The sequence below is a fragment of the Rhodococcus sp. 06-221-2 genome (genome assembly GCF_002258365.1).
Taxonomy (GTDB): Bacteria; Actinomycetota; Actinomycetes; order Mycobacteriales; family Mycobacteriaceae; genus Rhodococcoides; species Rhodococcoides fascians.
In genome coordinates, this window is record NZ_NOYJ01000020.1 from 1 (window position 1) to 24,538 (window position 24,538).

Annotated in this window: 21 protein-coding genes; 9 read left to right on the plus strand and 12 right to left on the minus strand. The window is 64.4% G+C overall.

Annotated features, from left to right (window positions below):
* Positions 1-156 precede the first annotated feature (156 nt).
* Positions 157-1,110, plus strand: a complete 954-nt coding sequence (locus tag CH281_RS10745) for a methyl-accepting chemotaxis protein (RefSeq protein ID WP_032365671.1) — start codon at positions 157-159, stop codon at positions 1,108-1,110.
* 35 nt (positions 1,111-1,145) lie between these two features.
* On the opposite strand, the gene CH281_RS10750 is transcribed toward CH281_RS10745, so the two are convergent.
* Together CH281_RS10750 and CH281_RS10755 are read right to left on the minus strand one after the other, a co-directional pair.
* Complete coding sequence (locus tag CH281_RS10750) at positions 1,146-2,075, minus strand: SDR family oxidoreductase (RefSeq protein WP_032365672.1); 930 nt, start codon at positions 2,073-2,075, stop codon at positions 1,146-1,148.
* Positions 2,076-2,186: 111 nt separating this feature from the next.
* Positions 2,187-3,026 (minus strand): helix-turn-helix transcriptional regulator, encoded by an 840-nt coding sequence (locus CH281_RS10755; protein WP_032384021.1) that lies wholly within the window; start codon positions 3,024-3,026, stop codon positions 2,187-2,189.
* 65 nt (positions 3,027-3,091) lie between these two features.
* Here CH281_RS10755 and CH281_RS10760 point away from each other — a divergent pair, with 65 nt between their 5' ends.
* Positions 3,092-3,817: an SDR family NAD(P)-dependent oxidoreductase gene (locus CH281_RS10760; RefSeq protein ID WP_094694129.1), complete on the plus strand. Its 726-nt coding sequence runs from the start codon at positions 3,092-3,094 to the stop codon at positions 3,815-3,817.
* A gap of 19 nt (positions 3,818-3,836) precedes the next feature.
* Here the strand turns inward: CH281_RS10760 and CH281_RS10765 are convergent, their stop codons facing one another.
* Positions 3,837-4,337 (minus strand): metallophosphoesterase family protein, encoded by a 501-nt coding sequence (locus tag CH281_RS10765; RefSeq protein WP_032374686.1) that lies wholly within the window; start codon positions 4,335-4,337, stop codon positions 3,837-3,839.
* 54 nt (positions 4,338-4,391) lie between these two features.
* Positions 4,392-7,667 (minus strand): error-prone DNA polymerase, encoded by a 3,276-nt coding sequence (locus CH281_RS10770; protein WP_032365675.1) that lies wholly within the window; start codon positions 7,665-7,667, stop codon positions 4,392-4,394.
* 127 nt (positions 7,668-7,794) lie between these two features.
* Between CH281_RS10770 and CH281_RS10775 the strand changes: the two genes are divergently transcribed.
* Both CH281_RS10775 and CH281_RS10780 read left to right on the plus strand, forming a co-directional pair.
* A complete protein-coding gene (locus CH281_RS10775) occupies positions 7,795-9,924 on the plus strand; it encodes an MMPL family transporter (protein ID WP_032365595.1) in 2,130 nt (709 codons plus the stop codon).
* 34 nt (positions 9,925-9,958) lie between these two features.
* Positions 9,959-11,959 carry an SDR family oxidoreductase gene (locus CH281_RS10780; protein WP_057474256.1) on the plus strand — a complete coding sequence of 667 codons (2,001 nt, stop codon included), beginning with the start codon at positions 9,959-9,961 and terminating at the stop codon, positions 11,957-11,959.
* 8 nt (positions 11,960-11,967) lie between these two features.
* Here CH281_RS10780 and CH281_RS10785 read toward each other — a convergent pair whose 3' ends face one another.
* Positions 11,968-12,732 carry a class I SAM-dependent methyltransferase gene (locus CH281_RS10785; RefSeq protein WP_057474255.1) on the minus strand — a complete coding sequence of 255 codons (765 nt, stop codon included), beginning with the start codon at positions 12,730-12,732 and terminating at the stop codon, positions 11,968-11,970.
* Between the two features lie 55 nt (positions 12,733-12,787).
* On the opposite strand from CH281_RS10785, the gene CH281_RS10790 reads away from it, so the two are divergent.
* Positions 12,788-13,747, plus strand: a complete 960-nt coding sequence (locus tag CH281_RS10790) for an ArsR/SmtB family transcription factor (RefSeq protein ID WP_032365676.1) — start codon at positions 12,788-12,790, stop codon at positions 13,745-13,747.
* A 120-nt stretch (positions 13,748-13,867) separates the two neighbouring features.
* Positions 13,868-14,467: a methyltransferase family protein gene (locus CH281_RS10795; RefSeq protein ID WP_230591929.1), complete on the plus strand. Its 600-nt coding sequence runs from the start codon at positions 13,868-13,870 to the stop codon at positions 14,465-14,467.
* A 12-nt stretch (positions 14,468-14,479) separates the two neighbouring features.
* On the opposite strand, the gene CH281_RS10800 is transcribed toward CH281_RS10795, so the two are convergent.
* The 4 genes from CH281_RS10800 to CH281_RS10815 are packed head-to-tail and all read right to left on the minus strand — an operon-like array spanning position 14,480 to position 18,212.
* Complete coding sequence (locus CH281_RS10800; protein ID WP_057474254.1) at positions 14,480-14,989, minus strand: hypothetical protein; 510 nt, start codon at positions 14,987-14,989, stop codon at positions 14,480-14,482.
* Between the two features lie 9 nt (positions 14,990-14,998).
* Entirely contained in the window at positions 14,999-15,757 is a 759-nt protein-coding gene (locus CH281_RS10805) for an alpha/beta fold hydrolase (RefSeq protein WP_032365599.1), read from the minus strand.
* A gap of 20 nt (positions 15,758-15,777) precedes the next feature.
* A complete protein-coding gene (locus CH281_RS10810) occupies positions 15,778-17,352 on the minus strand; it encodes a DNA polymerase Y family protein (RefSeq protein ID WP_027496378.1) in 1,575 nt (524 codons plus the stop codon).
* On the minus strand, positions 17,349-18,212 hold the full coding sequence (locus tag CH281_RS10815; RefSeq protein WP_032400129.1) for a hypothetical protein: 864 nt from the start codon (positions 18,210-18,212) through the stop codon (positions 17,349-17,351). Before CH281_RS10815 ends, CH281_RS10810 begins: the two co-directional genes overlap by 4 nt.
* A gap of 205 nt (positions 18,213-18,417) precedes the next feature.
* On the opposite strand from CH281_RS10815, the gene CH281_RS10825 reads away from it, so the two are divergent.
* Positions 18,418-19,638 carry a serine/threonine-protein kinase gene (locus CH281_RS10825; RefSeq protein WP_179274168.1) on the plus strand — a complete coding sequence of 407 codons (1,221 nt, stop codon included), beginning with the start codon at positions 18,418-18,420 and terminating at the stop codon, positions 19,636-19,638.
* A 23-nt stretch (positions 19,639-19,661) separates the two neighbouring features.
* On the opposite strand, the gene CH281_RS10830 is transcribed toward CH281_RS10825, so the two are convergent.
* From CH281_RS10830 to CH281_RS10840, 3 genes are read right to left on the minus strand one after another with little or no spacing between them, the layout of a single operon-like run.
* Complete coding sequence (locus CH281_RS10830) at positions 19,662-20,669, minus strand: MerR family transcriptional regulator (RefSeq protein WP_032365603.1); 1,008 nt, start codon at positions 20,667-20,669, stop codon at positions 19,662-19,664.
* Between the two features lie 53 nt (positions 20,670-20,722).
* The gene (locus tag CH281_RS10835) at positions 20,723-21,370 is read right to left on the minus strand and encodes a response regulator (protein WP_032365604.1); all 648 of its coding nucleotides are present in this window, start codon (positions 21,368-21,370) and stop codon (positions 20,723-20,725) included.
* Positions 21,367-22,614 (minus strand): sensor histidine kinase, encoded by a 1,248-nt coding sequence (locus tag CH281_RS10840; protein ID WP_045842100.1) that lies wholly within the window; start codon positions 22,612-22,614, stop codon positions 21,367-21,369. Before CH281_RS10840 ends, CH281_RS10835 begins: the two co-directional genes overlap by 4 nt.
* Positions 22,615-22,891: 277 nt before the next feature.
* Here CH281_RS10840 and CH281_RS10845 point away from each other — a divergent pair, with 277 nt between their 5' ends.
* Positions 22,892-24,283, plus strand: coding sequence for a PspC domain-containing protein (locus tag CH281_RS10845; RefSeq protein ID WP_032393424.1), 1,392 nt, complete (start codon positions 22,892-22,894; stop codon positions 24,281-24,283).
* Positions 24,280-24,537 (plus strand): hypothetical protein, encoded by a 258-nt coding sequence (locus CH281_RS10850; RefSeq protein WP_027496370.1) that lies wholly within the window; start codon positions 24,280-24,282, stop codon positions 24,535-24,537. The genes CH281_RS10845 and CH281_RS10850 overlap by 4 nt, the downstream gene beginning before the upstream one ends.
* Position 24,538: the final 1 nt, after the last annotated feature.

Below are 24,538 nucleotides of genomic sequence, written 5' to 3' on the forward strand. Positions count from 1 at the left end.
CCGACCCACCCGACCCACCCGACAACCCGACCCCCGAGCCAGAACCGACCAACGAAGAAGACGAGGAGCCGCCATTCTGAGTATCGGTGCGCTCTTCGGTGCCTACTCATGGCAGCCTCGCGAATTCTGGTCGCTGCCGACCGGCATACTCGATCCATGAGGTATTCACGTGCGCACACCCGCCCGAGGGCGCTGTCGTTGCACGGACGGATTCGAGTGTTGACGATGAGCCTGGCCGCGCTCGCCGTTGCGGTCAGCGCTCTGGCGATCTACCTCGTCGCAGAGCAGTCGCTTCGCTCGCAGATCATCGACCGTGTCGGCCGAAACAGCGATGCACTGATCGCCAGCGCCGCGTCGGGAGTGCCTGCCGATCTCTTCGGGTTCGGGATCGAGGACACCGAAGGAACCGCGGTCAAAGTTGCGTTGATGACCACCGATGGCACCTTGGTGTCCTCGTCCAACGGCACCTACCCCTTCACCAACTCCGATGGTGGGCTCGACGATCCGGAGAAGGCGGTCACCGAGGGCCGCACCGATCGGTCACTGCGGGAGGTTCGCGGCTACTACATATCCGCCGAGCGCACCGATTCCGGTGAGACGATCATGGTGGCCGAAGCCCTGAGCGGTACGTCACCACTGCTCGGAAAACTCACGCTTGCCCTGATCCTCGTCGGGGCGTTCCTCGTCGCCCTCGCTGGTGTGGCCGGCGCAGCCGTCGCTCGCACCGGGCTTCGTCCGGTCAGACGGTTACGCGCCGGAACGGAACGAGTGGCCAGGACGGGTGCCTTCGAGCCCATCGACGTCAACGGAGACGACGAACTGGCGTCTCTCGCCAACAGTTTCAACGAGATGCTGGCTGCGCTCTCGCGGTCGCGGGCACGACAGGGACAGTTGATAGTCGACGCCGGTGCCGAACTGATGGAACCATTGACCGCTCTGCGCACCAACATCGATCTGTTGATGTCCCTCGACGGCCCGAATGCCCCGGTCATGCCCGACGAGCAACAGGACCGACTGCGCGTGGAGGTCATCGAACAGATGGACGTCATCATCGGACTGGTGCACGACTTGGTCGACCATGCCAGAGAGCCCGCACCGACCCAGCAGTGAGAACCCAGCAGTGGGCACCGAGCAGGGCCCGCGACTCAGGATCCGAGTCGTACACCGGTGAGAACCTCGGATGCGTCCCACAGACGTCGCGCATCGTCCATGCTGCGCAACGGCTTCCACATGGAGACCTCGGCCGGCGGACCACCGATCAGGCGTCTGGGTCCTACGAACTGGTCGCCTCGCGACAATGTTCCCGCTGCTGCCACCACAGCCGGCTGCGCGGCGCTGTCCACGCTCCCCGCAATCCCGACGCGAGCCAGAACGCTGATCAGCCCGCGGCCGGCCGAATCCTTGGGTCGTCCCAGGCCCGGTTGAGCCGCAAGCAGATTCGTCGGGGAGATTCCGGGATGCGCCATGTTGCTGGTGATTCCCCACCCGCCGGCCCTACTGCGCGCCTCGAGCTCACGGGCGAACAGCCCCACAGCGATCTTGGATTGGCTGTAGGCCTTCATGACGTCATAGGACTGCTCCCAATTCAAGTCGTCCCAGTTGATGGCCCCCACGCGTGCCGCGATGCTGGTCTGGTGAGTGACCCGTGCTGCGCCTTCTCGGAGCAGTGGGAGCAGGCCGAGGGTGAAGGCGAAGTGACCGAGGTGGTTCGTACCGAATTGCAGCTCGAACCCGTCCTGGGTGACCTGCCGCTGCGGCGGTTGCATGACACCGGCGTTGTTGACGAGAACGTCGATCGGTCGGCCTTCCGACAAGAACTCGTCGACCGATGCGCCAACGGAGGTCAGTGACGACAGATCGAGGAGCCGAGTGCTGACCTTCGCGTTCGGCACGGATGACCGAATCGATTCGACTACCCGCTCTCCCTTGGCGGCTGAGCGCACGGGCATGACGACCTCGGCTCCCGAACGAGCGAGAGAAGTCGCAATCACCGCGCCGAGACCGTCACTCGCTCCGGTGACGACGGCACGCTTTCCAGTGAGATTCCTGATCGATGTATCTGCGATGCGGACCATTGTGAGCTCCTCGGCTGTAGTGATCGAGCGATTTGGATGCGCTGACATCCATGGTCGTGCCACACGCCGCTCTGATCCAGGACTTGCCGATCCACTGATGAGCAGACCTCGTCAGGTCAGTACGTCAGTACCGACAACCGAGAGCAGTTCCAATCTTGCATAGCTCTCGCTGCCCGGCACGGCTGTGTACACCAGCAGTCGATGCGATTGCTCGGGGTCGAGCAGCGTCTGACAATGCAGCTCGATCTGGCCGACCGCCGGATGGATGAAGGTCTTGAACTCGGGGGGACGAACACCCACTTCGCGCCGCTCCCACAACACTCGGAATTCCTCGCTGGACGCTTGGAGTCGAGCGGCCAGTCGAGCCGCCTGCGAGTCCGGGCCGCGCAGGGTCGCGACTTCCCGTAAACCCGAGGCGTATGCCCTCGACAGCAAGGCGCGATCTTCGAGCGGATACGACTGCTGGACAGCAGGATCGGTGAACCAGCGATATCCGAGACTTCTATCCGGCCCGGTCCGGTGCGTTGCGTCTCCGGTCAAGGCTGCTGCCAGAGGCGTCTGTCGAAGGGTCTCTCCGATCTCGGAGATGATCTCGGCCGGCGTGTCGTGCAGGCGATCCATGATGCGCAACAGGCCAGGGCTGACGTGCTCGCTTGCCGCACCGCGTACCGGTGGACTCTGGCCGGCCAAGCGGAAGACGTGGTCGCGCTCGTCCAACGACAGGTGCAGACCCTGCGCTATCGACGCGATCATCTGCTCCGATGGAGCGGGGCCTGTTCCGCGCTCGAGGCGCGCGTAGTAATCGGTCGACATGTGGCACAGGCCGGCTACTTCTTCCCGGCGCAGACCCCGCGTTCGACGCCGTTGTCCACGCGGAAGTCCGACATCCTCGGGCTGTAGCGCCTCTCGGCGCTGCTTGAGAAAAGCGGCCAATTCCGGTCTGTCGATCAACAGAACCCTCCTCTGTCGTGCGTTGCCCGCCATTGTGCTCCTTCGGTACTCGCTATTGTCGAACGATGAATGCCCCTTTGACGATCGTGACCGGCGGCAGCCGTGGAATCGGAGCCGCAGTATCTCGGCGACTCGTGGCCGATGGGCACGACGTCGTGATCGCCTACCGCTCCGATTCTGCGGCCGCCGACGCAGTGGTGAACGAACTGTCGAGCGCCGACCGAACGGTCGTCGCGATACGTGCCGACACCACTGACGAGCGGTCGGTGATCGATCTGTTCGCTGCGGCTGCCGAGATCGGCACTGTCACCGGATTGGTGAACAACGCCGGATCGGCGCGTGCAGTAGGGACCCTGGCGAACAACGACATCGAGACGATCAGGGCAGACTTGGACGTCAACCTGCTCGGCGTCATGACCTGCTGCAAGTACGCCATACACGCGATGGCCGACCACGGCGGTGCCATCGTCAACATCTCCTCCGCGGCAGCCACCATCGGAAGTCCCGGCATGTACGTGCACTACGCCGCGGCCAAGGCAGCCGTCGACACCTTGACGGTCGGTCTGTCCAAAGAGCTTGCCGCGCAGAACATTCGTGTCAACGCCGTCGCGCCGGGGGTCATCGAGACCGAGTTTCACAAAGACCGTGAGCGACCACGGAAGATGGCGCCGAGCATCCCCCTCGGCCGCCCCGGAGTGCCCGACGAGATCGCCGGCGCGGTGTCGTGGCTGTTGTCCGAGGATTCGCGCTACGCCACCGGAACGGTCGTCAGAGTCGCAGGCGGAATGTGACGGACACTCGGCATGCCGATCAGCGAGGCGGAAGTCGATGCAGCTCGACGTCTGTCAGCTCGCCGCCATCGGCAACGGCGGTGAGGTAGGTACAGAACGGCTGCCGACGCCGGTCCGTCGGAGATCCGGGGTTGAGCAGCCGTAGACCGTTGTCGGCCGTCGTATCCCACGGAATGTGACTGTGTCCGAACACGAGGACGTCGGTATCGGGGTATGCGGTCGCCATCCGGCGCTCGCGTCCTGTCGCGGCTCCGGTCTCGTGGACGACGGTGAAGCGCACGCCGCCGAGTACCACGTCGGCACGTTCGGGCATGACCGCACGCAGCTCGTCGCCGTCGTTGTTTCCCCAGCAGGCGACCAGCGAACGAGATCGTTGCGAGAGTGCCTCGAACGTCGCGAGATTCACCCAATCGCCGGCATGGATCACCACATCGGCGTCGTCGACGGCGGCCCACACCTGATCGGGCAGCACTTTCGCTCGGGTGGGCAAGTGAGTGTCCGCAATGATCAGTAGCTTCACGCCTCGATTCTGCACCGGCGTCCTGCTCGATGACGCGCGGGCAGGCCGAGTTCATCAGCGAAAGTCTCTGGATCGGGACGCAACTCGCAGATCCATCAATTGCAGATGGTCTGCCACCACGGTCACCGCTCCCTCGGCATTCTGCACTTTGCCGCGAATGAGCAACGCCGGAGCGGTGATTGCGAGTTTGCGGTACTTCGCCCACAACCCCACCGAGCACACGACGTTGACCATGCCGGTTTCGTCTTCGAGGTTGATGAACGTGACGCCTCCCGCGGTCGCCGGACGTTGACGATGCGTCACTGCACCGCCGACGAGAACCCGGTCGCCATCGGGGATCTTCAGCAGCCGATTCGCGGGCACCACGCCGAGGGAATCCAGCCGATCCCGGAAGAACTGAGTGGGGTAGGAATTGGGTGACACTCCCGTGGCCCAGACATCGGCCGACGCCAGATCGAGGTCCGTCATACCCGGCAGCGCAGGCGCTTTCGTCGATGCGCCGACGCCGGGGAGCAGACCGGGCCGCTCCCCCGCGGCCGCTCCGGCAGCCCACAACGCCTCTCGACGAGTGATGCCGAAACACCCCAGAGCGCCGGCCGTGGCCAGTGCTTCCGCTTGCGCCACCGACAGTTCGACGCGTCCCGTCAGATCCAGAAACGAGGTGTACGGCCCGTGTGCATCTCGCGCGTCGACGATCTTCTGGGCAAGTGTCGTCCCGATGAACTTCACGTCCGCCAAACCCATGCGGATCTCGAGACCGTCTGCCTCGAGATTTGCATGACCGAGACTGGCGTTGACGTCGGCACCGTGCACGATCACGCCGTGCCGTCGGGCATCGGCCACCAGAGACTGAGGTGAGTAGAAGCCCATCGGCTGAGCACGAAGGAGACCAGCACAGAACGCCGCCGGATGGTGCAGCTTGAACCACGACGAGTAGAAGACCAACGAGGCGAAGCTCTGCGAATGGCTCTCGGGAAAGCCGAAGTTGGCGAACGCCGAGAGCTTTTCGTAGATTCGATCCGCGGCTGCACCGGTGATGCCGTGCAGATCACGCATTCCGTCGTAGAACCGTCCACGAAGCAATTCCATCTTCTCCGGAGACCGTTTCGATCCCATGGCTCGACGCAGCTGATCGGCATCGGCGGCGCTGAAGCCCGCGACGTCGATGGCCATCTGCATCAGCTGTTCCTGGAACAGCGGCACGCCGAGAGTTCGATCGAGAGCTTTCTTCAGCGACGGATGATCGAAGGTGACCGGTTCGAGTCCGTTGCGCCGCTTGACGTACGGGTGCACCGAGCCACCTTGGATGGGACCGGGACGAATCAAGGCGACCTCGACGACGAGATCGTAGAAATTACGCGGCTTGAGCCGCGGAAGAGTGGCCATCTGGGCCCGCGACTCGACCTGGAACACACCGACCGAATCGGCCCGTTGCAGCATCTCGTACACCGCATGTTCGGACAGGTCGATCGAGGCGAGGTCGATCTCGATGCCCTTGTGCTCGGCGACCAGGTCGATCATGTAGTGCAGAGCCGAGAGCATCCCGAGCCCGAGCATGTCGAACTTGACCAAACCCACTGCGGCACAATCGTCTTTGTCCCATTGCAGCACACTGCGATTCTCCATCGTCGCCCATTCCACCGGGCACACGTCGGCGATCGGTCGGTCGCAGATCACCATTCCTCCCGAATGGATGCCGAGGTGACGCGGAAAGCCCTCGATCTGACGCGCGAGGTCGAGAACGGAATCGGGGATCCCGTCGCCGTCCTGTTCGCCGATTCCGGACCACCGGGTGATCTGCTTGCTCCACGCGTCCTGTTGCCCCTGGGAGAACCCGAGAGCGCGGGCCATGTCTCGTACCGAGGACTTCCCGCGATAGGTGATGACGTTGGCGACCTGAGCGGCATGGGTACGGCCGTACTTGGCGTACACGTGCTGAATGGCCTCTTCCCGCCGATCCGACTCGATGTCGATGTCGATGTCGGGTGGTCCGTCGCGTTCGGGTGCGAGAAACCGCTCGAACAGCAACTTGTTGGCAACCGGATCGACATTCGTGATTCCGATGGCGTAGCAGACGGCCGAGTTCGCCGCCGAACCTCGCCCCTGGCACAGAATGTCGTGGGTCTTGCAGAAATGAACGATGTCGTGCACCACCAGGAAGTAGCCCGGAAATTCGAGCCGCTCGATGATGTCGAGCTCGTACTCCAACTGCGAATATGCAGCCGGGTTCGCCGACTGCGGGCCGTACCGCCGGGCAGCACCCTCGAACGTGAGCCGCCGCAGGTAACTGATCTCGGTGTAACCGTCGGGCACCTCGAACGGTGGGAGACGAGGCGCAATCAGTTTCAGATCGAACGTGCATTCTCGACCCAGTTCGACGGCACCGCGCACTGCACCGGGATAGTGCTCGAACAACTCCGCCATCTCCGCCCCCGACCGCAGATGTGCACCACCCGTCGGTGCCAGCCACCCTGCCGCCTCGTCCAGACTGCTCCGGGCACGTACCGCAGCCATCGCCATGGCCAACCTTCGGCTACGTGGACTGGCGTAGTGCGCCGCCGTGGTGGCGATCATCGGCAGACCGTACCGGCGAGCCAGCGCCGCGAGAGCGTCGTTGCGCTCGTCGTCGTCGGCAGTACCGTGCCTGGTGAGCTCGACGGTGACGCGCTCGGCCCCGAACCGATCGACCAGATCACGCAGCGCGAGATCGGCCGCCTCCGGCCCACCCCGCGAGAGTGCTTGGCGAACATGCCCTTTGCGACAACCGGTCAGGATCTGCCAGTGCCCTCCCGCCGATTCGGTGAGTTCGTCCACGTCGTACCGCGGCTCACCCTTGACTCCGCCGGCCAGATGCGCGGCCGCGATCCGACGCGACAGCCGCCGATACCCTTCCTGTCCACGAGCGAGCACCAGAAGATGCGTACCGTCGGGATCGGTCGCTCCGGCCCTGGACCGGTGGGTGTCGAGTGACAGCTCGGCACCGAACACTGTTCCGATGCCGAGGGCTCGTGCTGCCTCGGCGAAACGTACGACGCCGTAGAAGCCGTCGTGGTCGGTGATCGCAATGGATTCGAGTCCCAGACGCACCGCTTCCTCGACCATTTCCTCCGGCTGCGATGCTCCGTCGAGAAAGCTGAACGCAGAATGCGCATGCAGTTCTGCGTACGGTGTGGACGGCCCCACCGAATCGGGCCGGCGACCCTGGTAGGCGTCGCGTTTGCGCGACCACGCCGGGCTGTCGCCCCCATCGCCTTCGACGACCGGCTTGGGGCGCCCGGAGAGGACTCGCTCCATTTCCGACCAGGTGGGCGGCCCGTCGTTCCATCCCATCGAGACCACCTCCTTCACACCGTCACACACATCGTCGAACACTTGTTCTAATGAGAACACGAGGGTCCGACACGATCAACTACAGTCGAATCGCTACTCACCCCTTCCACAGAGCCGGAGCACAGTTGTGACGCGTTGGGCATCGTTCGTCGTATCGCACAAGCGATGGGTGCTCGCCGTCGTCGTCGCGGTCGTAGCCGTCGGCGGCGTGCTGGGACTGGGCGTCTTCTCGAAACTGAGCGAGGGCGGATACGCCGACGCAGGCAGCGAATCGTCACAGGTCGCGCGGCTGGTCCAGGGCATCGGCCAACCGACCCCCGACATCGTCGCGATCTACACCGCACCCGACGGACGAACGATCGACGACATCGGACCACAGGTGCAGTCGACACTCGACGAATTCCGCAGCCGCTACACCCTCGGAAACGTGAACTCCTACTGGACCGCAGACCCGGTGACCAAGGAATTCCTGGTCTCGAAAGACCGAACCAAAGCACTGGTGACGATCTCCCTCGGTGCGAAATCGGGAGTTACGTTCAACACGTTCGGTGAGCTACCTCCACAACTCGTCGTCCCCGGCATCGAGTCGCAATTCGCCGGCGCATCGGTCGTGGGAGTCTCGCTCAGCCAAACCCTCGAGCGAGACCTCGTGCGCTCGGAGATCATCGCCGTCCCCATCACACTTCTGCTTCTCGTCTTCATCTTCGGTGGCGTGATCGCCGCAGCGGTACCGGTATTCGTCGGGATTCTCAGTGTGCTCAGCTCGCTGGCAATCCTGCGGGTGCTCACCGAATTCACCGAGGTGAGCTCGTTCTCGATCAACGTCGCGTCGCTGCTCGGCCTCGGCTTGGCCATTGATTACGGACTGTTCATCGTCAGTCGATTCCGCGAGGAACTCCGCACTGGGTCGTCGTCGATGGAGGCGACCGTACGTACCGTGTCCACTGCAGGGCGCACCGTCGTCTTCTCCGGACTGCTCCTGATCTGCGCGTTCGCGGGCATGCTGGTCTTCCCGCAGGCGGTGATCCGATCCCTCGGTTTCGGTGCCATGGCCGCGGTGGCCAGCGCCGCCCTGCTGTCCCTGACCGCGGTGCCCGCCCTGCTCGCCCTTCTCGGCACTCGCATCAACTCCTGGACCTGGTCGCGTACCGCCTCGGACCGCAGCGACGCACGCGCACACAAGTTCTGGGGTGGTGTCGTCACCCGAGTGATGAAGAATCCAGGAATCGTCGCCGCCGTCATCGTCGCCGGCTTGTTGATTGTCGCCACCCCGATTCTGAAGGTCTCCCTGGGGGAGGTCGACTACACCGCACTACCGAAGAACGACCCGGCACGGGCAGCCTTCGAAACCCTCGCCACCGACTTCGAGTCCACCGGCGACGGTGCCACCGTGGTGCTGCGGGGTCTCGACGGCGTCAAGCCTCAGGGCCCGCCCGTTGCGGAACTGACCGCAGCGATGAACACCACCCCCGGCGTGGCCCGAGCCGAATTCCTCGGATCCAAGGACGATTTGGTGGCATTCCAGGCGTCCTACAGCGAACCCAGCGACGGAACGACCGAGGCTCGGTCCCAATCGAATGCGGTGACTGCCCTCCGAGCGATCACTCCACCGGACGGCACCGAAATCCTCGTCGGCGGCGGACGCGCGAACGTCGACGACGGTAATGCCGCGATAGCGAAATGGCTGCCGGTGATGATCGCGATCATGGTGATCTCGACGTTGGTCCTGCTGTTCCTGGCCTTCGGCTCGATAGTGCTGCCGATCAAAGCAGTTCTCATGGCCGGGCTGAGCCTGGCAGCGACCTTCGGAGCACTGACCTGGGTGTTCCAGGAAGGTCACGGTGCAAGCTTGCTGGGAGTGACGCCCGGTCCGCTCGAGTCGACCTTCGTCGTACTCATTCTCGCAGTCATCTTCGGCCTGTCGACCGACTACGAAGTGTTCTTGATGTCTCGGATGGTGGAAGCGCGCTCGGCAGGTGCTTCCACCGAGGAGGCCGTCATTTTCGGAGCCCAACGCACCGGACGCATCGTCACTGCCGCGGCCCTGATCCTGATCGTCGTCACCGGAGCGTTCACGATCTCGGGCCTGTCGATCATGAAGTTCCTCGGCTTCGGCGTGATTCTGGCGCTGATCATCGACGCCACCATCATCCGCATGCTGCTGGTGCCCTCCTTGGTCAAGCTCATGGGCGAAGCCAACTGGTGGGCCCCGGCGTGGATGAAGAAGGTGCACGAGAAGGCCGGTATGGGGCACTAGCCGTCAAACTTACCGAGGAGTAAGGTCGCCTCGCATGGCGAGCTACATCGTGACCGGCGGTACCGGGTTTCTGGGCAAGAACGTGCTGCCCCGACTTCTCGGACGTGATGCGGACGCCCTCGTCCATGTACTCGTTCGACCGCAATCGGTCGCTCGACTCGAGAAGCTGGCCGACGATCTGGACGGCGGCGACAGAATCCGCCCACTGATCGGCGATCTCGTCGAACCCGGGCTCGGTCTGAAAGACGTTCCGGCCGACGTCGATCACATTCTGCATCTCGGTGCCGTCTACGACCTCACGGCGGGAGACGAGCAAACCCCGACCAATGTCGCCGGAACAGCGTCGGTGGTCGAACTGGCAAAAAGGACCGGCGCTCGTCTGCACCACATCTCGTCGATCGCAGTGGCAGGTGACTACCGAGGGACGTTCTCCGAGAACGATTTCGACAAGGGGCAGAACTTTCCGACGGCGTATCACCGCACCAAGTTCGAGTCCGAGAAACTGGTTCGCGGCAGCTCCGCAGACTGGCGGGTGTACCGCCCCGCTGCCGTGGTCGGACACTCCGAGACCGGCGCGACAGACAAGATCGATGGCCCGTACTACTTCTTTCCACTGTTCGCCGAGCTGGCGAAACTGCCTCCGTTCCTGCCGATCACGGTACCCAAGATCGGACACACCAACCTGGTTCCGGTCGACTACGTCGCGGACGCCATCGTGGAACTGGTTCACCGAGACACCGCGTCCGGCAGCGTTTTTCACCTGGTGAATCCGGAGCCTCAGTCGATGGCCGAGGTGTACTCCGCATTCTCTTCGGCTGCCGGATCCCGCGCCAGAATCGTCGACATCCCAGGGAAGCTGGTTGCCCCCGTGGTGTCACCCACATCCGCAGCGGTTCGGAAACAACGCAACGCTGCGCTTCGCGATCTGGGCGTGCCGCCGGTGATGCTCGATCATCTAACTCTGCCGACCGTCTTCGAGTCCGCAACGACACAGAAAGCATTGCAGGGCAGCTCCATCGCACCGCCGCCGCTGCGGACGTACGCCGACCGCCTGTGGCAATACTGGATGGAGAATCTCGACCCCAAACGCAACCGCCGAGACGATCCACGCGGTCCGCTGTTCGGACGCCACATCGTCATCACCGGCGGGTCCTCCGGTATCGGCAGAGCCAGTGCGGAGGCCGCAGCGCGAAAAGGAGCGGTGGTCATCGTGCTCGCGCGCGGCCAAGATCAGTTGGACGAGGTCGTCGAGCAGATTCGCGCCGACGGCCATGTCGCTCATGGGTATTCGTGCGATGTCACCGACAGCGAGTCGGTCGAACGAACAGTGAAAGCAATACTGCACGACCACGGGCATGTGGACATGCTCGTCAACAGCGCGGGCCGATCCATTCGCCGCGCGCTCTACCGTTCCACCGACCGACTGCACGATTACGAACGCACCATGGCCGTCAACTACTTCGGAGCGATTCGTGTGGTGTTGGCGCTACTGCCGCACATGCGCGAACGCAGCTTCGGGCATGTGGTCAACATCTCCAGCGCTGCAGTGCTGGGGCACCCTCCTCGGTTCTCGGCGTACGTGGCGAGCAAGGCAGCACTCGACGGTTTCACCGATGTTGCTGCAGCAGAGACGCTCTCGGACGGAATCACCTACACGACCATTCACATGCCGCTGGTGGACACCCCGATGATCACCCCGACGGGCGACAAGAACGTCGGCACTGTCTTCTCACCGGAGAAGGCGGCCGCGATCGTCATCCGCGCGCTGAGCGACAAGCCGAAGCGAATCGACACCCCACTGGGAACACTCGGACAGTTCGGGGCCATCTTCAGCCCCAAGGGCAAAGATCGCACGATGCATCAGCACTACCGAAAATTCGCCGAGTCGGCCGCCGCCAAGGGCGAAACGCCGGTACCCGTCGAAGACGGGAAAGCGCCCTATCGGGTTCGGCCGTACGACCCGTCGACCCCCAGCGCGCGTATAGGCAAGGTCGTCCGCCGCATCGGCAGGTTGGTACCCGGCACCAGTTGGTGACGTGCACGTCAGGGGGCCACGGCAGTCCACAGGGTCCAGCGATCGCGTTCGATCAACTCACCTTCGGCCAGGCGAGCCCTCAGATGCTCGACCAACTCCGTAAGTTCGACGTCGGAGAGTTCGTGCAGGATCGAGCGGCCTGTTCTGCCCGCGATTTCGTCGAGGTATTCGTCACGGCCGGAGTAGCGGCGACGGGTTTCCCAGAATTGCTGCGTAGCGACATCGACGAATCCAGCTCGGGACAACGCGTCACGGACATCGTCGACGCCATGCCGTCGTCGAAGTTCGATGTCCATCAGCCGTGGAAAGGCGTCGAAAAAATAGCCGCGCGGGTTGGTTGCAGAGCCGGACAGCCCGGCGTCCTCGGCCGTGCGGTCCTGGATGATCACCGTCCCACCCGGTCGTAGAAGCCGAGCAGACTCGAGCGCCAGTGTGTAGGCGTCGGGCAGATGGTGAACGAGGGCGCGAGCGAACACGATGTCGGCTTGTCCGTTGGGCAAGCCGGTGTGCTCGGCACCAGCGCAGACGAATTCGATGTCTTCGGGCGACGAGCGTCGGGCCGATTCGAGGATCGGCGGACTCGAATCGATCGCCGTCACACTCGCCCCCATAGAACGCCATGCCCGCGCATAGGTTCCGCCGCCGCACCCGAGATCGACCACGTGCGCTCCGACCGGATCGACGATACGGACGACGGCGTCGCTCCAAGAGGAGTCGGCCTCACGGTTCGAGTAGGTGTTGTTGTTGCGCGGATCACGAAAGTCGATAGGCATGTGAACGAGTACAGCGAGCCACACCGAGGGCGTCCACCATTTAGTGTGGGGCTACATGTTGGCTCTGCATCTTCGGGCCGCCGACTTGGCGGACACGTCACTGACCGTCTCGCCTCTGTTCGAGACGGTCCTGAGCCTGCGCACATGGACCGCTCCGAACCGGCACCCGCTGCACGAGCCCTGGCGACGACGCGTCCGATCGGCATGGCAGCAGTGTGACACCGAGATGCTGACGGCGCTGGTCTCTCCCGATGGGAGAATCCCGGATTTCCTCGCACCCCGACCGCCCACTCAGTCGCCGGCTTTCGACGACGAGATCGCTGTTGTCGGGGCAACACCGGCAACGGAGATGCGACGCGATATCGCGGCCGCCTTCTCCGCTGACATTCCTGCGGTCCTCGTCGGTCCGGCCCGAGAGGTGCGCACCCGTGCAGTCCATGCGCTCTCGCACTACTGGGCAACGTGCCTCGAACCCGACTGGTCCAGGATCCGAGCAGTATTGGATGGCGATCTGGACTACCGCGCGCAACAGCTTTCGCACTTCGGGGCACGAAAGATGTTCGAGCATCTCGATTCTCGTGTCCGATGGGACGATGGCGTGCTGTGGGTCGACAGGCTAGAGGACCAGGTGTGGGTCGACGTCGACGGACGTGGACTTCCTCTCATTCCGTCGGTGTTCGTGCACGGCGCGATCACGCAGACGAGCCCGACGCGAGCTCCCTCCCTGGTGTATCCGGCCCGCGGGCGAGGCGCAGTGTGGGACATGGGGCGGACAGCTCCGAACCGGGCGCTGACCAATCTTCTCGGCACCCAACGTGCAACGATTCTCACGCTGCTCGATGCGCCCACCACCACCGGGGAACTCGCTGCGGCACTGGCCGTCTCACCCAGCGCAGCGAGCCAGCATCTTCGCGTTCTGCGCGAAGCAGCGGTGGTGCGACGCGTCAGACAGGGACGATCGGTGTTGTACGTACGCACTTCGCTGGGGGACGAGCTGCTCGGGCGGAGTCGATAGACCGCCCACCGTCACGCTGTCAGTCGGTGATTCACCGCGCTGACATCGCATCACTCGATCATGGAGTGGGCGGTCCGGGTGATGTTCCGTTACGGGTCCACGTCTGCGAAGCTGTCACGCGTGATCGCCGAGAAGCTGCCGTTGTTCGTGACCGATCGTGCGGCCGCTGCTGTTCTGGCGGCAGCATTCACCGGTTTCGTGTGGTCGGAATACAAGATGGGAATGCGGAAGCCGCGTGCCGGCTCTTCGAATCGAGACAATGGTTCCGGTCGCGCCGTCGGCCGCGGCCTGGTGCTCTCGTATGGCGGAGGCCTTCTCCTGAGCGTGATCTCGCCTGCCACTGTATGCACCCGCCACCGACGGGCGGTGTTCCTGACAGGGTTGGCCACCGCAACCCTCGGGCAGACACTTCGGGTCTCGGCAGCTCGCACACTCGGAGAGTCCTTCACCTTCGTGGTCCACACACACCCTGAGCAACTCGTGGTTCGGACGGGCCCGTATCGGTTCATTCGCCACCCGTCGTATACCGGCGCACTGATCTGTGCGCTCGGTTTCTGTATTGCGTACGGGAACTGGCTTTCTCCCGCCATGGTGGCATTTCTGGCCGGAGGATACGTACGCAGAATCCCATCGGAGGAGAAGGCCATGCTCGAGGGATTGGGAGACGCGTACGCCGACTACATGGCACGCTCGAAACGATTGGTGCCCTTCGTTTTCTAGCCTGGTTTTTCCTCAGCGCAACAGAGCTCTTGCCCACACTCGCAGAAATCCCTGACTCAGGTATGTCAATGAGCCGATGGCCAGTATCCATTTGACGGTGCTGACCACGGTGGTGGCCCGTACGACGGTGTCGGAGATCTGTTCTCGGTTGTCCACCAGTATCAGCCCGACGATGTTTTCGATGTAGTCACCGGCAGCGGAGGCCACGGGAGCGACGACCAATGCCGTCGTTACTGCAGGGCTCAGCGGAGTCTTCGCAGCCAAGCTCCTCGCACCCGCACGCAGTGCGATGGCATAGATGGCAGGGTGGACGAAGTCGGGCAGATAATGACTGCGGAAGCGGGCGATCTCCGTCTCGTCCATGCTCGCCAGAATCTGCCGGTACCGCTGTTCGGACCAGGCCGTCTGCACGGCAAGCACTTTCGGTGCCGCGGGCCCGAGCAACCGGGCGATATTGGCCTGGGAGACGACGAACAACGCCGACCATCCCAGTAGCTTCCGATCCAGCACAGTCAGCGACATGAGAGCAGATTACTGCGTCAGAAATGGACGAACTACCGCTTCGAAGGCTGAGTAGCCATCGCGGTGGATGCTGTGTCCGGTCCTGAATGCCTCCACTCGACAGTTCGGAATGCTCGCTACCATCGCGTCGAGCCGAACCGGATCGACCATGCCGCCCGGACCTCCACGAAGTACCAACGTCGGAGCAGTGATGTCGGCCAACGACTCCCACCACCGCGGGTTCGGCCGACGGAACTGCTCGAGAGCAGTGGCGGTCATCGATCGATCGAACGCGAGTACTGCACGGGGATGCAGAACAACGCTGGTCGCCGCATGCCAGAGTTCGGTGACCGACGGCATCCGCCCGGTCAGGGTCGGCGGGGCGTCCCCCGGCCTGATCGGTATCGGAAGTTCTTCGAGAACCAGGCGTCGGACGAGAGACGGGCGACGCTGCGCCACGAGCGAGACCGCGTATCCACCGAGTGAATGCCCGACGAGATCGACTTCGGTGAGCCCGAGGTGATCGATCAGGGCGAGAAGATCACCGCCGAACATGTCGAACTCGTACGTGGGCGTATGGGCACTCTTGCCGTGCCCTCGGAGGTCGACGGTGATCACCCGGCGACCGTGCGCGGTCAGAGCCCGAGCGAAGCGATCCCAGGTTCCGCTGTCTCCGCCCATGCCGTGCACCAGCATCACTGGCACCGCGCTCGTGTGTTCCAGCGGCGCGAACGAGCGATACGCGATGTCGACGCCATCGAGGTCGACCGTCTCGGACATCATCTGCATTTCCCCGACGGTAGCGGTTCCTACTCGTAGATTCCTTCCACCCGCCACAGACCGTCGTCGAACACCAGCAGCAACGCTCTCTCGTCGTCGAGCACCACCTGTGCCCGCGCCGTCGGCCCCGTCGATCCTTGCCCGCTGTCCCACCACCGTTCGTCGACGGGCCACGGCCCGGCCAGGCCCGTCAACTCCCATTCCTTGGTCCCCCACCGCAATCTCTTGGGCGGCGCATCGAACACACCGCGGTCGGTGACGCCGATTCCCGAACCCGCTCGATTCATCAGCGTCACTGCCGGGCGTGTCTCGATCACCGCCGCCGGTGCCGGCTCGGGTAGTCGGCCCGGCCACGGGGCCGATGGATCGGACAGCGGCACCAGCTCGTCTCCCAGGGGACGCAACGTGATCCGCTCTGCCGGCCCGCGTCCACCGCTGAGAACACCCCCGAGCACCGATTCGCCGCCGAGCAGACCCTGAACGCGTACCAACGCCCGACGCGCCCTGTCGTCCTCGTCACCGACACTGCCCCACAAACCCAGCTGCAACTCCCCTGCTGCCACCACTTCGATCGGCTCGAGGCGCAGGACGGTGATCGCCGACGTCGGCTTGTTCTCGCTGCGTCCGGTGATCCAGCCGTCGAGTTGCCACCGCACGCGATCGGCCGTGCCCTCCGGCGTCAACGGCTCGGCGCACCGCCAGATTCGCGACAGATTCTCACCGTTGCCGGTACTGGCGTGCACCAGCAACCGAGTGCACGCAACAGCAGCCGCGGCAAGCTTGGTGTGCAGCTGCTCGGCCAATGCGCGCCCGGCGAACGCGGCTGCATCCACCCGGTCGATCGGCGGATCGCACAGATACTCCACATCCAGGTCGGGAGGCAGAGCACGCGCAGACGGCGGCCTTTCGGGCTCACCGCGGGCACTGCGATGCGCCAGCACGGCATCGGTACCGAATCGCGATGCCACATCCGACGGAGACAGGGCAGCGAAGTCCCCGATTCTGCGTAAACCCAAGCGGTGCAACAGATCCACGAGTTCACCACGATCGGCTGCGGCCATACTGGGTTCCGCCGAGAGTTCGGCAATCGGTAACGGCGAAAGAAACCCGGCACCACCACCGCGCGGCACCACCTGTGCGTACCGTGCGGCGACGACTGCGGTGGACAACTCGTCGGCAATCCCGATCTGACATTCGACACCGGCAGCCGACGCTTCGTCGATCAACCGCTCCGCGGCGCGATGCTCGGTACCGAAGTACCGTCCGACACCACGCGCTGCAAGAACCAACAGGCCCGGCCGAAGCACTTCGACGCCGGGGGCGATGGCCGCGACAGCCGAGACCACGGGCTCGAACAGGCGTGCATCACGATCGGTATCGGCAACGGCCACATGCACGTCGGGGCACCGCGCCTGCGCCTCCCGGCGACGTAGGCCACGCTTGATGCCCGACGCCCGTGCCGTGGCCGAGCAGGCGACGACTCGGTTGGCCGACGTGACGACCACCGGGTGCGTCGCCGGTAGATCGGCCTGAGCTGCTGCGGCGACGGCAGGCCAGTCGGGACACCACAGCGCTAGAACACGGTTGGACTGGCCGGTACTCATGTCGAGACCGCGATCGACAACGGATTCGACTCCTGCTGTTCGGCATGCCATTCGATGCGGCCGTTCTCCGCACGCAAGTCGAATCGAACCGTACGAGGACGCATCGCTTTGCCCCGCGCGCACACCGACAATCGAACCCCACGCAGCCGGCCACGCCCCAGCTCACGGCCTGTGCCGAGGCCGTCGTAACCGTGCACCGACGCGTCGAGTCGTAGCTCGGCTCCGTCCCAGTGCCCGTCGGTCACCACCAACGTCGACCCTTTGCTGCGGGCGCGCGCCACTACTGCCCTGGCCCGAGTCGGTGGTACCGACAGGCCGCCGAGACCGAGGACGACGAGATCGACGCCGTCGAGCAGGATCGCCGCCACTTCCACCGGGTCGGGGCCGGGATCGGGAATCAGAGCCAACTTGCTCAGTTGCGCGCCCATCTCCACCGCAGCCAGCAGCCCGAAGCGGGGCTGACCTATGACGGCGACATGGCCACCGGCACCGGTCACCGCGGCCACCAACCCGATCAACAACGAACCGGCACCGGACACCGAGGCCACCGTTCCGCGCACCAGACCACCGTGCGGAAGAACCTCCATCAGCGCCGACGGCACCGGAAGAACAGGCCGCCTACGGGTCGGTATCGACACCTGCTCCGAGCCGTTGACGACGTCGGAATCGGGGTCGGAATCGGGGTCGGTAGGGCGGGGACGAACGGAAGCAGAACTCTCGATGCGCACCGAGGCCGTTTCACCGCGAGACGGTACGGCAGCCATCCGACTGCGTAGCAGCGCCACCCGCTCGGGAAGCGACAACCCGTCGAGCGCATCCGGCGGTACGGAAGCCTGTGCTGCAGCCTCGGAAACAGACATGTCACTCCCCTTCACTGCATGAAAAATCGAGCCGAAACACCGGTGTTCGACGGACGCGGGAAGTGACGTATTCGAACACAATTTCGATCTGCACCCAGTAAAGCCGTTCGGACGGCAACTCGTCAAGGCGATGCCGTAGCCCCTGGTAGAGGCGGTAGTACCGCTGCTGCGGGCACACCGCGGCATCGTCCACTAACCTGTGGACGTGACCGATCAGCAGCGTGTTCGACGGGGAGTCGGGCCCGACTACCTCCTCGCCGGCAGATACCGTCTCGCCGGCAAGCTCGGCGGTGGCGGCATGGGCGCGGTCTGGCTCGCCACCGACACCCTTCTGCACCGGCAGGTGGCCGTCAAACAGGTCACCTCCACCACCCGATTGACCCCGGAACAGGCAGTGGACGTGCGCAACCGGGCCATGCGCGAAGGACGGATCGCGGCCCGCCTGTCGAGCCCACACGCCATCGCGATGCACGACGTCGCTCTCGTCGACGGCGAGCCGTGGTTGATCATGGAATACCTGTCCTCACGCAGCCTCGCGCAGGCGCTCGGCGTCACCGACTCACTACCACCGTTCGAAGTCGCTCAGATCGGTGCGCAGATCGCCGACGCCCTGACCGAAGCACACGACGCCGGAATCGTGCATCGCGACATCAAGCCGGGCAACATTCTGATCGCCGACCGCGGCAAGGATCTGGGCATCGTCAAGATCAGCGATTTCGGCATCTCGCGAGCCAAGGGCGACGTGGAGGAAGCCGACGACAGCGTCATCACCGGCACCCCCGCATACTTCGCCCCCGAGGTCGCGCGCGGCCAGGACCCCACTGCGGCCAGCGATGTGTTCTCCCTCGGCGCCACGTTGTACACCGCAATGGAAGGTGCGCCGCCCTTCGGCATCGATCACGATTCGATTGCGCTCCTGCACCGAGTTGCCAAGGGGCAGATCATCTCTCCCACTCGCAGCGGAGACCTCACCGGCCCACTACTGCACATGCTCGAGCCCGATCCGGCTCGACGTCCCACCATGGCGCAGGCCCGTGACGAGATCATTCTTGCCGCAATAAGCAAGCGCGGCACCATCTCTCAGTTGCGCGGAGTACCTCTGACCTCAGCGGACGGCGTCGTCCCCGCCTGGGCGAGACGGTCGACACCCGTCTCGGAATCTCGCCGACCGTCCCGAGAATTCGGACGCACCATCGCCGGTCTGCCCGCCGTACAACCGGGAGAGAGCCGAACGGATCCGACTCCCTCCTCGTACTCACCGCCGCCGTTCGACCTGCCGAAGAAGAGAAAGAACCCGGTCCAGGACGCACTCATGCGCATCGAGGACGTCATCGGCGACCGGACGTCCATCCCGGCGACGGCCATCCTCGCCGGACTCGTCGTGGTCGTGATTCTTCTGATCCTGGCCGTCGTCCTGTTGCTGTAACAACTCCCGCGCAGTCCGTCCGTTCATCCGAGAACCGGCATCACCAACGTCGTCAGAGTGCCGTCGACCGCGGAACGCACCAGCATCGGTTGATCCGGTGCAGCGATATCGAGCATCAGATCCGGTCCGACGGCCGAGGCAACGGCGGCCTGCAGAACGGCCGCATCGAAGAACACAACGCTCTGTGAACCGGTCACCCGTGCAGGAACCGGAACACCATCGACCGAGAAACCGTCGTGCCCGGCCTCGATGCGCAGGGTACCGCCATCAACGGGAATGAAATCTCGTTGCAGTACAACCCTCGTCACAGTCGGAGCCAGACCGTCCATCATCGTGCGCCAGTCGGGGAATTCACCGTCGACCGTGTTCACCGGCACCCGAGAACCGTCGGAGTCGATCACCATCGACTCCTCGGTTCGCGTCAGCACGAGGGTGCCCGACGCGGGGACGGCCTCGAGAGATCCGACGGCTACGATTCGCGACCACGGTAGGCCGGGCGAGCACTGCGCGACGAGACTGCGCGTGGACAATCGATACCGATCCGTCGCGGTGAGGGTGACACTGCTTCCGTCCACCTCGATCAGTACGCCCTGCAGTACCGGAAATTCTTCGCTCGTCCCGGCCGCCGACGAGACCTGCGCCATCGCCGAGGCCAAATCCTCGGCTGATACCGTTGCCGTGCAGTCTTTCTGGTCGAACAGTCGGCGAATCGACACTGCTGCCTCGGCTGCCGCCCGCGCCTGTGCAGCCAGAGCTTCGACGTGTCGATCCACGATTTCGATGGCGGCAGTTCCATCGCCGTCGAGGGCAGCGGCAACCTTGTCGAGTGGCAGCCCGATCTCGCGCAGCTGGCGAATGATGTTCGCCCGCTGCGATTGTGCGCGGGTGTAGTAGCGATAACCCGATTGTGCATCGATGGACGTCGGGGCCAGCAAGCCGCAATCGTCGTAGAACCGCAGCGCGCTGGGGGTCAGCCCGCTCTCGCGCGCGAACACACCGATGGTCAGGAATTCTTCGTCCGAATCAGTCATGCCGAAATCCTGAAGCTTCGCGTCGGTCGAAGGTCAAGCCCAACGCAGACGGCCTAATCGATTCGACGCTTGTGCGCCCACCGCGTCAGTGCATTCCTGTTCGATTGCTGGGTCTTGCGAAGAACATTGGAGGCGTGCGTTTCGACGGTTTTGACCGAGATGAACAGATCCTCGGCGATCTCGCGATACGTGTAGCCGCGCGCCAGCAACCTCAGCACTTCGAGTTCACGGGGCGTCAAAGAATCCAATTCCGGATCCAACGGCGGCTCGGGAGCTGCGCTGCGGCCGGTGAACGAGTCGAGGACGAAGCCGGCAAGACGCGGGCTGAACACCGCATCTCCCCCGGCTACGCGTCGGACGGAATCGGCCAGTTCCGAGCCGGAGATGGTCTTGGTGACATACCCCCTCGCGCCGGCCCGGATGACGGCGATGACGTCCTCCGCTGCGTCGGACACGCTGAGCGCCAAGCACACCGGGCCCTCGGCGATTCGGTTGAGCACGGCCACTCCACCACCGTCGGGCATGTGCACGTCCAGCAGCACCACGTCGGGCTTGGTGGAATCGATCCCCGACACCGCCTCGGCGACTCCGCCTGCTTCCCCGACGACGTCGATGTCCACCTCACGGCCCAGTTCGGCGCGTACTCCCGAGCGAAACACCGCGTGGTCGTCGACCAGAAAAACGCGGAAAGGGTCGGTCACGTCGGCTGCTCCTGATGGTTGGATTCGGATTCGGTGGTCACTGCCCCGCCGTTGCGAGGCATGAAGATTCGTACTTCGGTTCCCTTACCGACTGTGGACCGCACCTGTACGGAACCGCCGCGGCGTTCGATTCGTCCACGGATGGACTTGGCCAGTCCCTGTCGATCCTCGGGCACCGCGGACTCGTCGAAGCCCGTACCGCGGTCGCGGACGAACACACTGACCTGCTCGGGTTCGGTTTCGGCGAACAGATCGATGTTGGTCTCACCGGAATGTTTGGCCGCGTTGACCAGAGCTTCACGAGTGGCCCCCAGCAGCGCGGTGAAGCTCTCTCGCGACAGCCCCGATTCGACGTCGTCCGGCAACAGATGCACGTCCCCGACCGTGATGGGACGGACCGTCACGCCGTGTTGATCCTCGACCTCGCCGGAGATGGTCTTGAGCGCATCGGCCAAGCTCGAATTGTCTGTGTCGCCGCCGTCGAACAACCACTTGCGCAGTTCTCGCTCCTGCCCACGCGCCAGCCGCATGACCTCCTGCGGCCGATCCGCCTGCTTCTGAATGAGCGCCAACGTCTGCAGCACCGAATCGTGCAGATGCGACGCAATCTCTTCACGTTCGTCGTTTCGGATACGCGCCGATCGCTCGGCCCCGAGCGCACGCCAGGTCCGCAACCAGATCGGCACCGTCAACAGACCGACTCCGACGAGGGTGACCACCACGGCCAACAGGGACGACCGAAGCGACGCGAGATCGACGCGGGCCAACACCACCACGGCCAGGCCCAGGACGATCAACGTCGCGCCGCCGACGACACGAGCCCAGCTGAGCACGGTCGGTTGTTTGGGCAGACCCAGCGCCGTCCGCGGCCCCTCGGCATCGAATTCTCGCCACACCAGGGCAGCACCGACGACGACCACGACGACCGGCACGACAACCGATGCCGCAGTACCGCTGAGCAACCAGGCCAGACCGACGGCGAGTCCGAGGCCGATGGCGGCCAGTCCCAATGCTCGTTGCCGCTCGGTAGCGCTCGGACGTGCCGTGTCGTCGCCGACCGGGGTGAACATCCAAATGAGTCCGTAGGCAACGATCCCTGCACCGGCCGACGCCGCGAGCAACGCGAATGCCACCCGGATCTTGAACACGTCGACACCCAGATGATCGGCGAGTCCGCCCGCGACGCCGCCGACGATACGACCGCCGCCGCGGCGTCGATACGGTGCGGGGGCCGAACGTTCCAACGCTGCACGAGAAGCCGAACCCGACGCAACGACAGGGTGCGTCGGGAGGGGACGGGTCGACGGCGCAGCACCGGGCGCGGCGGACGCGCCGACGGCGGCGTCAACGGCTGGATTGTCGACAGGGTGCACGCCCACGATCCTGGCACGGCCGGGGTCGGTACCGCATCAGGGTTCGCCCTGATCTTTCGGCCTGCAACAGACCCGGGTGCAAGTCCGGGGTACGAGATCAGGGGAATCCCTGATGTGTTCCGAGGTTCGAGCCGACACGATGGTCATCATGAACAACGTGACCGTCTCGGATCAGCTACAGCAGATGTGGCGCACCCGTCCGCACCGCTTGCCGCAACGCGGACACGTGGCGGGTGTAGCAGCCGGTATCGGCTACCGATACGACGTCGACCCCGTACTGATCCGGGTCGCATTCGTCGTGTCCACCCTCTTCGGCGGCACCGGAATCGTGCTGTACCTGGCGGCGTGGCTGGTCCTCAGCCGCGCCGGCGACTCCGCCTCGGGGGTCGAATCCATGGTGGGCCGCGGGCACAGCTCCGATTCGACGACGAAGACCGTCGTCGTGGCGGTCGCGTTGGTGATCGCACTGTCCACGCTCGGTCCGGCCGGTGTGGGACTCGGCGGATCCGGCGTGATCTCTCTCGCGGCGATGCTCGGCGGACTGTGGTTGCTTCACCAGCGCTGCCCCGAGCCGCCGCCCTACCTGCGAACAGCGGAATTCACCCGGCAGCAGTACGCACCGACGCCCTTCGGCTCGTCCACCACCTCCGCGGAGCAGTGGTCCGCCGCGCAATACCGGCCGCCGCAGTTCCAGTACGAGCAGTACACCCCGTACACGACGCTGCCCAAGAGCTACGAGCCGACACCGCAGACAACACAGCCGGTATCGGAATCCGGTACTGCACCGACCGTCGACCTCACCAAGAGCACACGTGCCGAAAGTATTTCTGCCACTGCCGTTCCGACCACACCCCAGGCCGTGACACCTCCGTCGTGGGACCCATTGGGAGTGGCACCGTTTGCGTGGGACCTCCCCGAACCGGCCGGCACCTTCCCACCGGCAGCGATCGAACGTAAGCGTCGATCGCGTTGGACGGCAAGCTTTCTCGGCCTAGCATTGCTCGGCGCTGCCGTCACCACCGGACTCGGAGCGCTGACAGGTTCCGACTGGATCACTCCGGGCCGCGTCGGTGCCGTCGCGTTGTCGATCATCGCAGTGGGTCTGATCCTGGGTGCATTTCTCCGAAAGGGCTACGGCCTGTTGGTCGTCGGCGCGCCGCTGGCCGGGTTCGTCGTTCTCGCATCGGTTGTCGGGCCGGTGAATCTGGACGACAGTGTGTCGGGCGCGCAACGGGTTGCCCCGCTCACCGCCGCCGCACTTGCCCCCGCCTACGACGTCGGCTTCGGTGAACTGGACCTCGACCTCACCGGCCTGACGCTCACCGAGAACAAGACTGTGGCGATCGATGTGACGTTCGGCAGTGCCGTGGTGACCGTACCGAGCACGATGAGCATCGAGACGAAATGCAACGCCGAATTCGGTTCGGCCGAGTGCGGTGATCCCGGCGTCCGCGCCGGAAAGGACGCACGACCCGACGCGCCGGTCTTGACGATCGAAGGCGATGCGACATTCGGAGAACTGAAAGTGGTGCAGCAATGAGCGACAACGGGATTCACACCGAATACGGCCACGGAGACAGTTCTTCGGACACCGCGGCACAGAGTTCGAGCAGGCAGGGCCCATCGGCTCCGTTGTTCCTCGCCGGACTCGCCGCGCTGATCGTGGCGATCGCCGCGCTGATCGGCCAGGACGCCGTCACCGCCCTGGCCGAGGTTCAGTTCCGCTGGGTGTTCGTCATCGCTGCGGTCGTGGTGGGTGCGGCCTTACTGCTGGGTCCCAGCAGAAAGCACTGAA

Excerpts from the sequence above, each read along its gene's own strand:
- CH281_RS10770 (WP_032365675.1), bottom strand. The coding sequence starts at position 7,667 with ATGGGATGGAACGACGGGCCGCCCACCTGGTCGGAAATGGAGCGAGTC.
- CH281_RS10850 (WP_027496370.1), top strand. The coding sequence starts at position 24,280 with ATGAGCGACAACGGGATTCACACCGAATACGGCCACGGAGACAGTTCT.
- CH281_RS10810 (WP_027496378.1), bottom strand. The coding sequence starts at position 17,352 with ATGAGTACCGGCCAGTCCAACCGTGTTCTAGCGCTGTGGTGTCCCGAC.
- CH281_RS10800 (WP_057474254.1), bottom strand. The coding sequence starts at position 14,989 with ATGTCGCTGACTGTGCTGGATCGGAAGCTACTGGGATGGTCGGCGTTG.
- CH281_RS10750 (WP_032365672.1), bottom strand. The coding sequence starts at position 2,075 with ATGGTCCGCATCGCAGATACATCGATCAGGAATCTCACTGGAAAGCGT.
- CH281_RS10745 (WP_032365671.1), top strand. The coding sequence starts at position 157 with ATGAGGTATTCACGTGCGCACACCCGCCCGAGGGCGCTGTCGTTGCAC.
- CH281_RS10760 (WP_094694129.1), top strand. The coding sequence starts at position 3,092 with ATGAATGCCCCTTTGACGATCGTGACCGGCGGCAGCCGTGGAATCGGA.
- CH281_RS10805 (WP_032365599.1), bottom strand. The coding sequence starts at position 15,757 with ATGCAGATGATGTCCGAGACGGTCGACCTCGATGGCGTCGACATCGCG.
- CH281_RS10790 (WP_032365676.1), top strand. The coding sequence starts at position 12,788 with ATGTTGGCTCTGCATCTTCGGGCCGCCGACTTGGCGGACACGTCACTG.
- CH281_RS10830 (WP_032365603.1), bottom strand. The coding sequence starts at position 20,669 with ATGACTGATTCGGACGAAGAATTCCTGACCATCGGTGTGTTCGCGCGC.
- CH281_RS10845 (WP_032393424.1), top strand. The coding sequence starts at position 22,892 with ATGAACAACGTGACCGTCTCGGATCAGCTACAGCAGATGTGGCGCACC.
- CH281_RS10815 (WP_032400129.1), bottom strand. The coding sequence starts at position 18,212 with ATGTCTGTTTCCGAGGCTGCAGCACAGGCTTCCGTACCGCCGGATGCG.
- CH281_RS10780 (WP_057474256.1), top strand. The coding sequence starts at position 9,959 with ATGGCGAGCTACATCGTGACCGGCGGTACCGGGTTTCTGGGCAAGAAC.
- CH281_RS10785 (WP_057474255.1), bottom strand. The coding sequence starts at position 12,732 with ATGCCTATCGACTTTCGTGATCCGCGCAACAACAACACCTACTCGAAC.